This window comes from Phenylobacterium sp. (genome assembly GCF_965229015.1).
In the GTDB taxonomy this organism is placed as follows: Bacteria; Pseudomonadota; Alphaproteobacteria; order Caulobacterales; family Caulobacteraceae; genus Phenylobacterium.
The window spans coordinates 1118107-1133252 of sequence record NZ_CBDDIM010000001.1; the positions used below are offsets into that span (position 1 = coordinate 1118107).

Genomic DNA, 15146 nt, shown 5'->3' on the forward strand with positions numbered 1-15146 from the left:
GGCGGAGGGGGAACGATGGCCTATCTGCGCTGGCGGCGTTTCCTGGAGCTGGCGGCCATCGACCGGCCCTGGGTGGGCGAGCTGTTCATGCGCCGCGGCGATGGGCCCAAGGCGGCCCCCGCCAAGGTCTGGGACGGCTACTACGCCAAGGGCGCCTATGACGAGCTGCTGGAGAGCGACCAGCGCCACCACCATCGCCTGCTGGCCGCCCTGGTGGCCGAGGCCAAGCCGCATCCCCGCGTCCTCGACATCGGCTGCGGCGAGGGCGCCTTCTACGATTCGATCCGCGCCTTCGCCCCGGCCCGTTATCTGGGGGTCGATCTCTCCGAGCTCGGCGTCGAGCGCGCCCGACAGCGGCTGGCGGGCGAGCTGAAGCCTGGGGTCGTGGACTTCGTCACCGGCGACGGGGCGCGGTTCGAGACCGACGAAAAGTTCGACGTCATCGTCTTCCCCGAGTGCCTTGAATACCTTGGCGATCCGGACGCCCTGATCGCCCATTACGCCAAGCTGCTGAACCCCGGCGGCCTGCTGGGCTTCACCCAGTGGCTGGGGCTGAAGTCCCTGCGGTTGTGGCGGCAGATCAAGGCCAATACCGACGTGTTGGACGAGGCGGTGGTGAGCGCCCCCTGGGGCGGCGCCTGGCAGGTCTGGACCTGTCGTCCCAGGCCATGAAGACCTTCGGCGCCGCGGAACTCCTCGACTGCTACGCCCGCGGCGTCTTCCCCATGGCCGACGCCCGCGAGGACGAGGCGCTGTTCCTGATCGATCCGGAACGGCGCGGCGTGATCCCCCTGGACGGTTTCCACGTCTCCCACCGCCTGGCCCGCACGGTGCGGCGCGAGCCCTATGAGGTGCGCATCGACACCGCCTTCTCCGAGGTGGTGGCGGCCTGCGCGGAAGCGCGGCCCGGCCGGGTGGAGACCTGGATCAACCGGCCCATCGAGCGGCTCTACGCCGAACTCTTCGCCATCGGCCACGCCCACAGCATCGAGTGCTGGCGCGGCGAGGACCTGGTGGGGGGCCTCTATGGCGTGTCCCTGGCCGGGGCCTTCTTCGGCGAGAGCATGTTCTCCACCGCCACCGACGCCTCGAAGATCGCCCTGGTTCACCTGGTGGCCCGGTTGATCGCGGGCGGGTTCCTGCTGCTGGACACCCAGTTCATGACCGAGCACCTGGCGCAGTTCGGAACCCAGGAAATCTCACGGGCGGTCTATCGTCGGCGGTTGAGCAGGGCCCTGGCCGTCGAGGCCGATTTTCAGCGGCTGCCGGCGGCCACGACGGGGGCCGCGGCCCTGCAGGTGATCAGCCAGGCGTCATAGACCGGGTGCTGAAGGGGGTTCAGGCCCGGCGACGAAGCGTACATCCAGCCCTTGAAGGCCTGGCGCGGCGGCGGGGTCGGCTTGCCCGGCGCGGCCTTGGGCTGAGAATCCACCGTCAGATAGGCGATGGCGTCTTCCTGCGGTTCGTCGGGGGCGGCCTGCTCGCAGGCCTTCACGGTGAAGACCAGGGTCTTGTAGCGCACCGGCTGGCCGACGGCGGCCTCGAAGCGGACCGTCTCGGCGGTGACCTTGTCCAGCGCCTGGATGATGGCGACGTCGTAGCGGGCGCGCTTGGTGGTGCTCTCAGCCGGCTTCTCGACCACCTGGGCCTTGGGGGGTGCGGCGGGCGCGACCTCGGAGGCCTGGACCGGCGGGGTCGCCACGGGCGCAGGGACCGGCACGATGGCCGGCGGGGCTTCCTCGGCAGGCGCCGGGGCGCCGGCGGGCGGCAGGGGGGACGGCGCGACGGGCGCGGGTCCGGGCGTCGGACCGATCGGCGCCGGGGGCGCAGTCTGGGCGGCCACGAGCCCCGCCGCCGCCAGGGCGCCGAGACCGACCGTCAGGCTGAGGAAGGCGCGCGCCACCACTATTCCGGCCGCCAGGCCTCGTAGTCGCCGGTCGCCTTCTGGCGTTCGCCGCCACGGCTGATGGAGCCCTTGGGGCGCCAGGCGTTGACGGTGCCGGTGAGGTTGGGCTGGTGGTCCTTCTCCCAGACCTGCCGCTTCAGCGGCTCGCGGGTCGGGGGCTCCTCGAAGGTGTGGTGCAGCCAGCCGTGCCAATCGGGCGGCACCTTGGAGGCCTCGGCGTAGCCCTGGTAGATCACCCAGCGGCGCTTGCGGCCCTTGTCGTAGGAATCGCTGTCGTCCTTGGCCTGGTAGTATTTGTTGCCCAGGTCATCCTGGCCCACGAAGACGGCGCGACGCCAGAGTGTGAAGAGGGCGCCGAGCGTGGCGCCGTTCCACCAGGTAAAGATCGACTTGAGCACGATTTTGAAGATCCAACGGGGTTGGGAGGCGGGCGGACTATAGGCGGGCGCCTTTCGAGCGTCCAGCGGCGCGAACGCCGCAAGATGTTGTTGAGAACTGGCCTGCGACCACAACATCTGTTGCGGGCGGCCCCTTGGGCGCCTAACCTCGCCCGGTGGGAGTCAAACCGTTGCGAAGCGAACCGGCGAGGATCGAGCGCAGGCCTCTTGAGCGCGCCGACAGCGTGGTCGAGGTGCTGGCGCCTGCCGGCTGGACCGACGCGCGGGTCGAGGCGTGGCTGGACTGGGCGGACGGCGACACCGACCTGCCCGCCGCCATCTTCCAGAAGGCCGACGCCATCGCCGAACAGGCCGGGTCGCTGGGGCTGCTCACCGATTCCCGAGCCCGCGCGGCCTTCCGCCGCGACCTGGGCGCGGCCCTGCTCAGCGGACGCCTGGCGATCGCCGAGCCCCGCGCCCACGACACCCCCACCCTGATCGCCGCCGGGGAGCCCGGCTTCGAAAAGGCGCTGAACACCCTGCGCGCCCGTCGCCGGGGCCGGGTCGCCGCCCGCGCCGCCGCCACCGCCCTGGCCCAGGGCCTGCAAGGCGTGATGGACGCCATCGCGCGCTGCGAGGGCGATCCCGCCGCCTGCGCCGATCCGCAGTCCAATCTCGGCCTGGCGCGCGCCGCCGAGGCCGCCCGCGCCGCCGGCGCCACCGATGTCATGATCATGGACGCCATGACGCTCGCCCGCGCCGGGGAGGACATCTGGTCGGCCCAGGCCCAGTTCGAGAGCGGGGACGGCCCCGGCCTGATCGCCCAGGTGGCCGCCGACCAGGCCATCGCCCAGGTCGCCCTGGCCGCCGCGTCCTGGGAGACCGGCGCCGTGGTGGCCGCCTTCGCGCCGGGCGCGGGCGCCGGGATCGCCGAGACCTGGACCGCGACCCGCGGCGGCATCGACGTCCTGGCCTTTGGAACCGGCGAGGATTTCGACGCCTCGGGCTTCGACGACGCCGTGGGCCTGGCCGCCATCGCCCTGGCCGCCTTCGGAGGCCCCGTGGCCCTCGGACTGGGCGGGATCGCCGACTGGCTGGCCGCCCAGGGTCTGGCCTATGATTCGCGCGAAGGCCGGGACGCCGCCCGCGACCTCTATCTGAAGGCCCGCCAGGCCATGGCCGACATCCCGCTGGCCGGCGGGCTGGCGGTGTTCGACGATCCGGACCTGACCCTGCGCCTGGGCGGGGCCTCGGCCGCCGCCGCCCCCTGGCTGGGCGCCGTGACCGTCGCCGAGACCGAGGACGGCGCCCACACCCGCGTGCTGTCGGAGGCCGCCCTGCGGGGCCTGGCCGTCCTGGGGGTCGACCCCGCCGCGGCCCGCGCCCACCTGCTGGGCCGGCTGGACCTGTCGGACTCGCCGGCCATCGACCATGTGGCCCTCAAGGCCCGTGGCTTCACCGATCACGAGATCGCCGCGGCCGAGGCCGCCCTGCCCTTCGCCGCCCATCTGCGGGACGCCTTCTCGCCCCAGGTGGTGGATGCGGGCTTCCTCTCCGACGTCCTGGGCGCCAGCGACGCCGATCTGGCCGACCCCGATTTCGACACCCTGAGACAGGCCGGCTTCTCGGACGACGAGATCGCGGTGGCCGAGGCCCACGTCCTCGGCGCCGGGGCCCTGACCGACGCCCCCTTCCTGACCCCCGACCAGCGGGCGGTGTTCCTCACCGCCGAGGACTTGGGGCCGACCCCCTATTTCACCATGCTGGCGGCCCTGCAGCCGGCCCTGCACCTGCCCGCCATCGCCGAGATCGAGCTGGAGTGGGACACCGCGCCGGCAGACGCCCAGGCCCTGCTGGCCGAGGCCGGCCAGGCCCGCGCCGCCGCCCTGCGCATCCGCCGCGGCGACGCCCCCCTGAGCTTCGCCCTGGACCTGCCCAAGGTTGCCGAGCCTCCGCCGCGCGCCGTCCGCGAGCCCGAGGCGGCTGTCCCGCCCCCGCCGCAGGAGCGGATCGTGGAACGCATCGTCGAGCGCGACCGCACCCGCCGCAAGCTGCCCGACCGCCGCAAGGGCTATATCCAGAAGGCGGCCGTCGGCGGCCACAAGGTCTATCTGCACACCGGCGAGTACGACGACGGCGAGCTGGGCGAGATCTTCATCGACATGCACAAGGAAGGCGCCGCCTTCCGATCGCTGATGAACAACTTCGCCATCGGCATCTCCATCGGCCTGCAGTACGGGGTGCCGCTGGAGGAGTTCGTCGACGCCTTCGTCTTCACCCGCTTCGAGCCCGCCGGGCCGGTGACCGGCAACGACTCGGTGAAGTCTGCGACCTCGATCCTCGACTACATCTTCCGCGAGCTGGGCATCTCCTATCTGGGCCGCGACGAGTTGGCCAACGCCGACGGGGAGCTCAACGCCGACGGCCTGGGCCGGGGCAAGGCCGAGGGCGACGCCGAGGAGAGCGAGCCGCAGCCGGCCTCCCACTTCATCTCCCGCGGCTTCGCCCGGGGCGCCACGCCGGACAACCTGGTCTTCCTGCCCAGCGCCAATGCGCGGGGCGCGCGGCTGGAAGCCGACGTCTGCGCCGCCTGCGGCGACCTGGCGGTGGTGCGCAAGGGCGCCAGCCTGATCTGCGAGAGCTGCGGGGTCCGCGCCGGCCCCCAGGACAGCGGCCGGACGGGCTGAAACGCCTCATGGTCACCAGGCCTTAAGCTTGCTGGCCTAATCGGAACGGGACCTGTCGCCCGGAGCCGTTCCATGATGAGACCGCTCGTCCTGCTCAGCCTGATCGCCGCGCTGGCCGCCGCCACGCCGGCCCTGGCCCAGAACGCCGGCCAGATCGCCGCCGCCCGGCGCGGCGCCAACTGTCCCGGCTGCAACCTCTTCCAGGCCGATTTCTCCGGTCTGGAGATCAAGGGCCGAAACTATGCCGGCGCCCGCCTGCGCCAGTCGGACCTGAGCCTCTCGGTGATGAACCGCGCCAATTTCGGCGGCGCCGACCTGCGGGACGTCAACGCCTATGGCGCGGTCTTCTCCAGCGCCAATTTCGCCCGCGCGGACCTGACCCACGCCAGCTTCGTCGGGACCTATCTGGAGGGCGCCAACTTCGCCGGCGCGAAGCTGGACGGGACCAACCTCTCCGGCGCCGAGATGGCCCGGGCCCGTGGGCTCACCCAGGGCCAGCTGAACCGCGCCTGCGGGGATGGCGCCACCCGCCTGCCACCCGGCCTGCGTGTGCCGGCGTGCTAATCTGTCAAGAATTACCGCGATTTAAGTAGCCGCAGCCCCTCGCCGTAGGCACATGGTGTCTCCCATGTTCGGCTTATTCCGCATCGCCCTGTCCCGCATCGCTCCCCTCGCCGGGGTCCTGGCCGCCCTCACGGCGGTCACCCCCGGGGTCGCCAACGCCATGATCGGCGACAAGGAGGTGGCCAAGCTGGTCTCCTTCGGCGGCGCCTGCGCCAAGTGCGAGCTGTCGGGCCGCAAGCTGACAGGCGCCCAGTTCAACGGGGCCAACTTCGCCGGCGCAGCCCTGGTGGGCTCGGACCTGCGCGAAGCCCGCTTCTACGGGGCCAATTTCGCCAACGCCGACCTGTCCCGCGCCGACCTGTCGGACTCCGAGATGATCGGCGCCAATTTCGGCTCGGCCAACCTGTCCAACGCCAAGCTGCGGGACGTGGAAGCCAAGGGCGTCAACTTCGTCGGCGCCGACCTCTCCAACGCCGACCTGCGTGACCTGTCGGCCCAGGGGGCCAATTTCGGCAGGGCCTCCATGGGGGGCGCCCAGCTCAACGACGGCGAACTGATGGGCGCCAATTTCAGCCGCGCCGACGCCCGGGACGTGAGCTTCCGCGACGCCGGCATGCAGGGCGCTGTCCTGGCGGGCGGGCGGTTCGACCGGGCTTCCTTCCGCGACACCAATCTCGACAACGCCGTGCTTTCGGGCGCGACCTTCGCCGGGGCCGATTTCCGCGACGCCAGCCTGCGCCGGGCCGTGTTCTACGGGGTGGACCTGTCCAAGGCCCGCAACCTGGACCAGGATCAGCTTGACGAGGCCTGCACCGACGCCTCCACCAAGCTGCCCCAGGGACTCGTCGCCCGCGGCTGCCACGGCGCCACGGTGCGCTGGACCGGATGGCGTCCGCCGACCCCGCCCGCGCCGCCCGCCCCGCCGTCGGGCCGAATTCGCGCGCCGACGCCGCCCAGCGAGCCGCGCTACATCATCGCCACGCACTGAGGCTCGCTCCGCCGAAGCGAAGCGGCCGGGGGCTAGACCTTGATCTGCGGGGCCAGGCGGACGTGCAGTTCCTTGAGCTGCTTTTCCTCGACCTCCGACGGCGCGTTCATCAGCAGGTCCTGGCCCTGCTGGTTCAGCGGGAAGGCGATGACCTCACGGATGGCCGTCTGGCCGGCCAGCAGCATGACGATGCGGTCGATGCCGGGGGCCAGGCCCCCGTGCGGCGGGGCGCCATGGCGGAAGGCGTTGAGCATGCCGCCGAACTGCTCCTCGACCACGCTGGGGCCGTAGCCGGCGATCTCGAAGGCCTTCAGCATCAGTTCCGGCAGGTGGTTCCGCACCGCGCCGGAGCACAGCTCGTAGCCGTTGCAGACGATGTCGTACTGGTAGGCCAGGATGTCCAAGGGGTCCTTGGTCTCCAGGGCCTCCATCTCGCCCTGCGGCATGGAGAAGGGGTTGTGTGAGAAGTCGACGTGGTTCGTCTCCTCGTTCATCTCGAACATCGGGAAGTCGACGATCCAGACGAATTCGAAGCGATCCTCGTCGATCAGCTTCAGGTCGGTCCCCACCTTGGTGCGGGCCGAGCCGGCGAACTTGTAGAAGCTCTTCGGATCGCCGGCGACGAAGAAGGCCGCATCCCCCTGCCCCAGGCCGATTTCCTTCATGAGGGTATCGGTGGCCTCAGCGCCCAGGTTCTTGGCGATGGGACCGCCCCAGGCGCCCTGGTCTTCGCTCCAGAAGATGTAGCCGAGGCCCGGCTGGCCCTCGCCCTGCGCCCAGGAATTCATGCGGTCGCAGAAGGCGCGACTGCCGCCCTTCGGAGCCGGGATCGCCCAGACCGCGTTCTTGGCGTCTTCCAGGATGCGGGCGAACAGGCCGAAACCGCCGCCGCGGAAGCGCTCGGAGACGTCGGCCATCTTGATGGGGTTGCGCAGGTCGGGCTTGTCGCTGCCGTACCAGGCGATGGAGTCACGGTAGGGGATGCGCGGGAACGGATAGGGGGTGACGCTCTTGCCGTCGGCGAACTCCTCGAAGACGCCGTGCATCACCGGCTCGATGGCGGCGAAGATGTCGTCCTGGGTGACGAAGCTCATCTCCACGTCGAGCTGGTAGAATTCCAGGCTGCGGTCGGCGCGCAGGTCCTCGTCGCGGAAGCAGGGGGCGATCTGGAAGTAGCGGTCGAAGCCGGCCACCATCAGCAGCTGCTTGAACTGCTGGGGGGCCTGCGGCAGGGCGTAGAACTTGGACGGATGCAGGCGCGAGGGCACCAGGAAGTCGCGCGCGCCCTCCGGCGACGAGGCCGTCAGGATCGGGGTCTGGTACTCGAGGAAGCCCTGGCCGATCATGCGGTTGCGGATCGAGTGGATGACCTTGGAGCGCAGGACGATGTTCTTGTGCAGGGTCTCGCGGCGCAGGTCGAGATAGCGGTGCTTCAGCCGGATCTCTTCCGGATAGTCGGGCTCACCGAACACCGGCAGCGGCAGCTCGGCGGCCTCGGAGATCACGTCGATGGACGACACGCGGATCTCGACCTCGCCGGTGGGCAGGTTGGGGTTGATGGTGTCGCCCGAGCGCGCCAGGACCTGGCCGTCCACCCGGATCACGCTCTCGGCGCGCAGCCGCTCGACGCGGTCGAAGCCGGGTGTCTCCGGGCTGATCACCAGCTGGGTGAGACCATAATGGTCGCGCAGGTCGATGAACATCAGCCCGCCGTGGTCGCGCTTGCGGTGGATCCAGCCGGACAGGCGGACATTCTGACCCGTGTCCGTCGACCGGAGGGCGCCGCAGGTATGGGAACGGTGGGGATGCATGGTCGCCAAAGCTCTAGAAAATCAAGGCGCGGAAGGGCGCATGAGGGGGGTCGAAAGTCAAGTTGGCCGCCCCCCTACTTCGGCTTGAACCGCTTGCTCGTCGGGAAGCCCTTGGGGGCCAACTTGCCGGCGGCGGCGCGCCGCGCGAGCCAGTCCTTCCACTCGGCCCACGCCCGGGTGCGGCCGGCGGGGTCGATCCACGCAGCGCCGTCGGCCTCGTTGAAGATGATGGCGTCGCGCAGGCCGCCCTCGCGGTAGGTCTGCAGCTTCACGCCCTTGCCGCGCGGCATCTCGGGAAGTTCGGCGAGGGGGAAGATCAGGATCTTGCCGTTGTCGCCGATGACCCCCAGGTGGTCCCCCGTCGCCGGCATGGCGAAGGCCGCGCCCTTGGCGCCGACGTTCAGCACCTGCTTGCCGGCACGGCGAGCGGAGATGGCCTCCTCCTCCGGCATGACGAAGCCGTAGCCCTCCTTCGAGGCGATCACCCGCTTTGCGCCCGCCTTGAACGGGAAGATGTCGACGATGTCGGTCTTGTCGTCGAGATCCAGCATCAGCCGCAGAGGCTCACCGTGGCCACGGGCCGAGGGGAGCTTGTCGCAGCCGACGGTGAAGAACCGGCCGTCGGAGGCGAAGATCAGCAGCTTGTCGGTGGTCTCGGCCGGGACCAGGAAGCCGAGCTTGTCGCCCTCCTTGAACTTCAGCTCCGAAGGGTCCTCCACCCGGCCCTTGGCCGCGCGGATCCAGCCGCGTTCGGAGAGGATCACGGTGATCGGTTCGCGCACGATCATCGCCTCCATGGCGGCGTCGGCGTCCACCACCGGAGCGGTGTCGAAGGTCGAGCGGCGGCGGCCGAGGGTGGTGTCGGGCCCGAGGATGGCGCGGACGTCCTTCAGGCCCACGCCCACCAGCTTCCACTGGGCTTTTTCGTCCCCCAGCATCTTCACCAGGCCGTCGCGTTCCTCGGCCAGTTCGGCGTGCTCGCGGCGCAGCTCCATCTCCTCCAGCCGGGCCAACTGGCGCAGGCGGGTGTTGAGGATGGCGTCGGCCTGCAGATCGGAGAGCTCGAAGGCCTCGATCAGCTTGGCCTTGGGCTCCTCCTCGTAGCGGACGATGCGGATCACCTCGTCCAGATTGAGGAAGGCGATCAGCATCCCGTCGAGGATGTGCAGCCGGGCCTCGATCTTGTTCAGGCGGAAGCGGGCCCGGCGGATCAGCACCTCGCGGCGGTGATCCAGGAAGGACTGCAGGCAGCGCTTCAGGCTCATGACGCCGGGCGTGCCACGGGCGTCGAGGACGTTCATGTTGACCGGGAAGCGGGTCTCCAGGTCGGAGAGCTTGAACAGGCTCTCCATCAGCACCTCGGGCTCGACGTTGCGGCTCTTGGGTTCAAGCACCAGGCGCACGTCCTCGGCGCTCTCGTCGCGCACGTCGCCGAGCAGCGGAGCCTTCTTGAGCTCGATCAGGCTGGCGAGTTGCTCCACCAGGTCGGCCTTCTTCACCTGGTACGGAATCTCGGTGATGACGATCTGATAGGTGCCGCGGCCATTGTCCTCCTTGGACCAGCGCGCGCGGACGCGGACGCCGCCGCGACCGGTCTCGTAGGTCTCCGCCAGCGACGCCTTGGGTTCGACGATCACGCCGCCGGTGGGGAAGTCGGGGCCCTGGACATGTTCCAGCAGGTCCATCGTGGTGGCTTCGCGATTGCTCAGCAGCACCAGGCAGGCGTCGATCAGTTCGGCGGCGTTGTGCGGCGGGATGGAGGTGGCCATACCCACGGCGATGCCCGACGAGCCATTGGCCAGCAGGTTCGGGAAGCCGGCCGGCAGGACGACCGGCTCCTCGTCCTCGCCGTCATAGGTGGAGCGGAAGTCCACCGCGTCCTCGTCGATCCCGTCCAGCAGCAGCTGGGCGGCGACGGTGAGCTTGCACTCGGTGTAGCGCATGGCCGCGGCGTTATCGCCGTCGATATTGCCGAAGTTCCCCTGGCCGTCGACCAGCGGGTAGCGCTGGGCGAAGTCCTGGGCCAGGCGCACCAGGGCCTCGTAGACCGCCACGTCGCCGTGCGGGTGATACTTACCGATGACGTCGCCGACGACGCGGGCGCACTTCTTGGCCGTGGTGGTGGGGTCCAGGCGCAGCATGCGCATGGCGTACATCAGCCGCCGGTGCACGGGCTTGAGGCCATCGCGCACGTCGGGCAGGGCCCGGCCGGTGATGGTGGAGAGCGCATAGGCCAGATACCGCCGGGACAGGGCCTCGGTCAGCGGCTCGTCGATGATGCGCTCGCCGTCACCGTCGAACGGCGGGGGTGTGTGTTTGGTCATGGGAGAATCGCGAACTCGGTTGCGTGGTGATTCTAGCGGGCCGCGGCGGCGGCGTCTCTAGAGCCGGTCTGCGTCAGATAGACGGTCCACAAGCCAGAGACGGGCCGGCGGAAGGGGGCGATTGAGCGGATTGAAGACGAAGGCCTGCAGGAAGTGAGCGGTCAGGTCGAGGCCCGCGCCGACGTCGCCGGGCGCGATGCCCCCCTGGGCCGAGAGCAGGAAGGGCGGCAGGGCCAGCAGCCGGTCCTTGTAGGGCTCGCCCGCCGCCCGGCTCACCGCCCGGCCTGTACGGGGGCTGACATAGATCAGGTCGTCCAGCACCCCGGTGGCGGCGCACTTCGACAGGTCCAGGCCAAAGCCCAGGTCCTGCAGAAGCCCCGCCTCGAAGCGCACGAAGATGGCCGGCCAGATGTCGGGGTGGATCAGGGAATCCGTCAGGGCCTCGAAGGCGTAGAACGCGCCGGCGTGCGGTTCGCGCTCCGGCAGGGCCGCGGCGGCCACGGCGGCGGCGGCGGCCAGGCCCGCCAGGGCGAGCGCATCGTCAAACAGGGCCGAGGGTCCCTCCCCCACCGGCTCCAGGGTGGCCGAGCCGAGCTGGTCGGACACCCGGGCGCGATAGGCGATCACGGCCCGCGACCCGGCCTGCAACAGCGGCTTGAGCCGCCGGGAGGTCCCGCCGGCCACATGGGCGGCGTAGCGCCCGTGGTTGGCGGTCAGGAACTCCACGATGGCCCCGGCTTCCCCGTGGGGCCGGGCCGAGAGCACGAAGGCGTCGTCTTCGAATTCCATGGGCTAGACGTCGAAGTCGAGGCCCACGTCGCCGTAGAACTCGCGCTTGTCGGCCCAGCGTTCGTCGACCTTCACGGTCAGGAACAGGTGCACGGTCACGCCCAGCAGGGTGGTGAGCTCCTCGCGCGACTTCTGGCCGATCCACTTCAGGGTCTGGCCGTTGGCGCCCAGCACGATGGGCCGCTGGCTCTCGCGCTCCACATAGATGGTCTGCTCGATGCGCAGGGAGCCGTCCTTGCGCTCCTCGAAGGACGTGGTCTCCACCGCCGCCGCGTAGGGCAGCTCCTCGTGGACACGCAGATAGATCTTCTCCCGCGTGATCTCGGCCGCCAGCAGCCGGACCGGCAGGTCGGCGGTCTGGTCGGCGGGATAGAGCCAGGGCCCCTCGGGCATCAGCTCCACCAGCCGCTTGGTCAGGTCGTCGACCCCGGCGCCGGTGGCGGCCGAGATCATGAAGACCTCACTGTAGACGCCTGTTTCGAAGAGCCTTTGGGAGATGGCCAGCAGGTTCTCGCGCTTGACGCCATCGATCTTGTTGAGCGCCAGGATCACCTGCTTGCCGGAGGCCTTCAGGCCCTCGACGATGGTGTCGACGTCGGCCATGCCACGGCGGTCGGCGGCCTTGCCCCGGCCCTCGTTGACGGCGATCTCGGCGGCGGCGTCCACCAGGTGGACGATGGCGTCGGCGTCCTCGGTCCCGCCCCAGGCCGAGCGGACCATGGCGCGGTCCAGGCGGCGGCGCGGCGTGAAGATGCCGGGCGTGTCCACCAGCACCATCTGGGTGTCGCCCTCGATGGCGACGCCGCGGACCGGGAAGCGGGTGGTCTGGACCTTCTGGGTGACGATGGAGACCTTCGCGCCCACCATCCGGTTGGTCAGGGTGGACTTGCCCGCATTGGGCGCGCCGATGATGGCGACAAAACCTGCACGGGTCATTGGGTGGTCTCGTGTTTCAACAACATTACCTGAGCTGCGGCCTTTTCGGCCTCTTGTTTCGATCGGCCCTCGGCGGCCTGGGATTCATAGCCGGCGATCGCCACCTGGACGGTGAAGACCGGAGCGTGGTCGGGGCCTGTGCGGGAGACCAGGCTGTAGGCCGGCAGGGCCAGCCCCTGGGCCTGGGCCCACTCCTGCAACCGGGTCTTGGGATCCTTGTTGCGTGGCTCGTCCAGGGTCGCGAACTGGTCCGCCCAGAAGGTCTGGAAGAAGGTCCGGGCCGCGTCCATGCCGCCGTCGACATATAGGGCCGCGATCAGGGCTTCGCACGCATCCCCCAGGACCGTGTCGTTCTCACGGGCGCCGATCTTGGTGGCGCTGGCCGCCAGGCGCAGGGCGTCGGGCAAACCCACGGACCGGGCGACCTCGGCGCAGGCGTGGTAGTTCACCAGGGCCGCCATCAACCGGCTCATCTCGCCCTCGCGGGCCTCGGTGTTGAGCGCCATCAGGGCCTCGGCGGCCAGCAGGTTGAGCACCCGGTCCCCCAGGAACTCCAGCCGTTCGTTGTGGCGCACCTTGGTGGCCCCATCGCCGACGCTGGCGTGGGTCAGGGCCCGCTCCAGCAGGTCCCGGTCCTTGAAAACGTGGCCTATGCGGGCCTCGAGTTCGGAGACCGCGACGTCGCGCTTGTTCATTTCAGGCTGTGGAAGAACCGGCTGGGCCGCGCGTCCAGGACCCAGGTCCAAGGTTTGAAGAGCGAGGCGCCCTTGTTCCACGACAGCATGATGATGCGGGCCTTGCCCACCAGGTTCTCGGCCGGGACGTAGCCCACGCCGCCCGCCTCGGGCGCCACGCGGCTGTCGAGGGAGTTGTCGCGGTTGTCGCCCATGAAGAAGTAGTTCCCCTCGGGCACCACGAAGACCTTGGTGTTGTCGACGTCGCCGTCGGGGCCGAAGTCATAGGTGATGAATCGCTTCCCGTTCGGGAAGGTCTCCTCGAAACGCTCGACGTTGCGGGTGAAGCCGTAGCCGGAATCCACCATCACCGGGGCCAGCGGCTTGCGCGGAATGGCCTTGCCATTGATGTGCAGCACGCCGCCGATGACCTGGATCCGGTCGCCCGGCAGGCCGATGAGCCGCTTGATGTAGTCGACGTGGCCGTCGCGGGGCAGCTTGAAGACGATGACGTCGCCGCGCTCGGGGATGCGCTCCATGATCCGCCCCTTGAACAGGGGCGGGCTGAAGGGGATCGAGTTCTTCGAGTATCCGTAGGAATACTTCGACACGATGATGTAGTCGCCCTCCAGCAGGGTGGGTTCCATCGAGGCCGACGGGATGGTGAAGGGCTGGAAGAAGATCACCCGCAGGAACAGCGCGATCATGAGGGCGTAGACGACCGTCTTCACGATCTCCACGATCTCGTTCATGGCGCCTGATTTCTCGGAGCCCGCGCTGTGCACGTCGTCAGTCATATTGGGTTCCGAAAACAACCGGCGCGCCGGGGCATGGAGAGGCTGTAGCTAACCGCTGCATAGCTCAGCGGCAAGAGTCGCGCCCGTGAACTCTTCATCAAGGCGAATGGGTCGCATCGCCCGAAGCTTGGCCATAGACGCCGGTTTGGGCGGTGGTGTGGCGGTCGTGATGAGCGATCACGGCGCGGGCCACGGCGGCCATCAGGTCCTGGCGCTCCGGCGTCGGACGGCGGGTCTGGGCGATCATCACCGCCACCGCGTAGCGGTGGCCGTCCGGGGCGGTCATGATCCCCACGTCGTTGAAGCCGGTGGCCACCGGCCCCATCACCTGGCCGGTCCCGGTCTTGTGGGCCAGGCGCCAGCCCGGGGCGAGACCAGCCGGCAGCCGGCTGGGCCCGGTCTCGGTGTCGGCCATGATGTCCAGCAGCAGATCCGTCGAGGCCGGCGACAACAGCTCCCCGCGCTGCAGGCGCGCCAGAGCGGTCACCAGTCCCACCGGGGTGGCCGCGTCATAGGGGTCCTGCAGGTATTCATCCAGGTTCACCGACCGGGCCTCGGGCGACAGGGTGTCGCGCTCGGTCCAGAAGGTGCGGTCGAAGGAGTATTCCGGCTTCCAGTCCAGGCCGGCGATCTGGGCCTGCATCACCTTCTCGGGCGGGCTGGCCCAGACCCCCTTGAGGCGATGGGAGTCGAGGATCGCCTGGACGGCGGCCTGGCCGCCGACATGGGCCACCAGCATGTCGTTGGCGGCGTTGTCGCTCTGGGCGATGGCGCCGCGGATCAGTTCGCGCACCGAGACCGGATAGCCGTTCGCCCCGACGAACTTGCGCAGCGGCTGGTGGAAGATGCTGAGGTCGTCCTTGCGGACCACCAGGGTGTCGGCCAGCGCCATCCTGCCCCGGTCCACGGCGTCCAGGGCCGCCAGGGCCACCCAGAGCTTGGAGACGCTCTGCTGGGGGAACTTGCTGTCTCCGTCGAAGGAGGCCGTCCAGCCCTCGTCGACATCGCGCACGGCGATGCCGACCCGTCCATCGAAGCCGCGCCCGAGGGCGATGATCGTCTTCGAGAGATCGGGCGCCTCGGTGGCCGCGACGGCCTGCTGCACGGTGCGCCCCGCCGGCAGACGCTCGGCCGGTCGCCGCGCCTGGGGCCAGGCGAGCGCCAGGACCAGGGTCACCAGCGCCAGCGAAAAGCGCAGGCGGCGCCGGTCGTGCGTTTTTGCGGAGGCCCCCGACATGGCGCAATCCTAGCACGAACGGCGCGCGTCTCACCCGTCCTCGCCCGTGACGAGAT

The 15146-nt window shown here is 69.8% G+C and carries 14 protein-coding genes; 5 read left to right on the forward strand and 9 right to left on the reverse strand.

Annotated features, from left to right (window positions below):
• The first annotated feature begins 15 nt into the window (after positions 1–15).
• Together ACO06I_RS05570 and aat are read left to right on the forward strand one after the other, a co-directional pair.
• The gene (locus ACO06I_RS05570; protein WP_421931600.1) at positions 16–672 is read left to right on the forward strand and encodes an SAM-dependent methyltransferase; all 657 of its coding nucleotides are present in this window, start codon (positions 16–18) and stop codon (positions 670–672) included.
• Positions 669–1319, forward strand: a complete 651-nt coding sequence (aat, locus tag ACO06I_RS05575; protein WP_421931601.1) for a leucyl/phenylalanyl-tRNA--protein transferase — start codon at positions 669–671, stop codon at positions 1317–1319. Before ACO06I_RS05570 ends, aat begins: the two co-directional genes overlap by 4 nt.
• On the opposite strand, the gene ACO06I_RS05580 is transcribed toward aat, so the two are convergent.
• Both ACO06I_RS05580 and ACO06I_RS05585 read right to left on the reverse strand, forming a co-directional pair.
• A complete protein-coding gene (locus ACO06I_RS05580) occupies positions 1256–1903 on the reverse strand; it encodes a DUF2155 domain-containing protein (protein ID WP_421931602.1) in 648 nt (215 codons plus the stop codon). The two genes, aat and ACO06I_RS05580, sit on opposite strands and share 64 nt — an antisense overlap.
• A 2-nt stretch (positions 1904–1905) precedes the next feature.
• Positions 1906–2304: an NADH:ubiquinone oxidoreductase subunit NDUFA12 gene (locus ACO06I_RS05585; RefSeq protein ID WP_421931603.1), complete on the reverse strand. Its 399-nt coding sequence runs from the start codon at positions 2302–2304 to the stop codon at positions 1906–1908.
• A 170-nt stretch (positions 2305–2474) separates the two neighbouring features.
• Between ACO06I_RS05585 and ACO06I_RS05590 the strand changes: the two genes are divergently transcribed.
• The 3 genes from ACO06I_RS05590 (at position 2475) to ACO06I_RS05600 (ending at position 6522) form a co-directional block, all read left to right on the forward strand.
• Positions 2475–4970, forward strand: a complete 2496-nt coding sequence (locus ACO06I_RS05590) for a ribonucleotide reductase (protein ID WP_421931604.1) — start codon at positions 2475–2477, stop codon at positions 4968–4970.
• A gap of 75 nt (positions 4971–5045) precedes the next feature.
• Positions 5046–5534, forward strand: a complete 489-nt coding sequence (locus ACO06I_RS05595; RefSeq protein WP_421933601.1) for a pentapeptide repeat-containing protein — start codon at positions 5046–5048, stop codon at positions 5532–5534.
• A 64-nt stretch (positions 5535–5598) separates the two neighbouring features.
• Positions 5599–6522 carry a pentapeptide repeat-containing protein gene (locus ACO06I_RS05600; RefSeq protein ID WP_421931605.1) on the forward strand — a complete coding sequence of 308 codons (924 nt, stop codon included), beginning with the start codon at positions 5599–5601 and terminating at the stop codon, positions 6520–6522.
• 32 nt (positions 6523–6554) lie between these two features.
• Here ACO06I_RS05600 and aspS read toward each other — a convergent pair whose 3' ends face one another.
• From aspS to bla, 7 genes are all read right to left on the reverse strand, one after another.
• On the reverse strand, positions 6555–8342 hold the full coding sequence (gene aspS / locus ACO06I_RS05605; protein WP_421931606.1) for an aspartate--tRNA ligase: 1788 nt from the start codon (positions 8340–8342) through the stop codon (positions 6555–6557).
• A 65-nt stretch (positions 8343–8407) separates the two neighbouring features.
• Positions 8408–10657 carry a DNA topoisomerase IV subunit A gene (gene parC / locus ACO06I_RS05610; RefSeq protein ID WP_421931607.1) on the reverse strand — a complete coding sequence of 750 codons (2250 nt, stop codon included), beginning with the start codon at positions 10655–10657 and terminating at the stop codon, positions 8408–8410.
• Positions 10658–10714: 57 nt separating this feature from the next.
• Positions 10715–11446, reverse strand: a complete 732-nt coding sequence (gene recO / locus ACO06I_RS05615) for a DNA repair protein RecO (protein WP_421931608.1) — start codon at positions 11444–11446, stop codon at positions 10715–10717.
• Between the two features lie 3 nt (positions 11447–11449).
• Positions 11450–12382 (reverse strand): GTPase Era, encoded by a 933-nt coding sequence (era, locus tag ACO06I_RS05620; RefSeq protein WP_304697463.1) that lies wholly within the window; start codon positions 12380–12382, stop codon positions 11450–11452.
• Entirely contained in the window at positions 12379–13077 is a 699-nt protein-coding gene (gene rnc, locus ACO06I_RS05625) for a ribonuclease III (RefSeq protein WP_421931609.1), read from the reverse strand. The genes era and rnc overlap by 4 nt, the downstream gene beginning before the upstream one ends.
• On the reverse strand, positions 13074–13853 hold the full coding sequence (gene lepB / locus ACO06I_RS05630; RefSeq protein WP_421931610.1) for a signal peptidase I: 780 nt from the start codon (positions 13851–13853) through the stop codon (positions 13074–13076). The genes rnc and lepB overlap by 4 nt, the downstream gene beginning before the upstream one ends.
• A 97-nt stretch (positions 13854–13950) precedes the next feature.
• Positions 13951–15090 (reverse strand): class A beta-lactamase, encoded by a 1140-nt coding sequence (gene bla / locus ACO06I_RS05635; RefSeq protein WP_421931611.1) that lies wholly within the window; start codon positions 15088–15090, stop codon positions 13951–13953.
• Positions 15091–15146 lie beyond the last annotated feature (56 nt).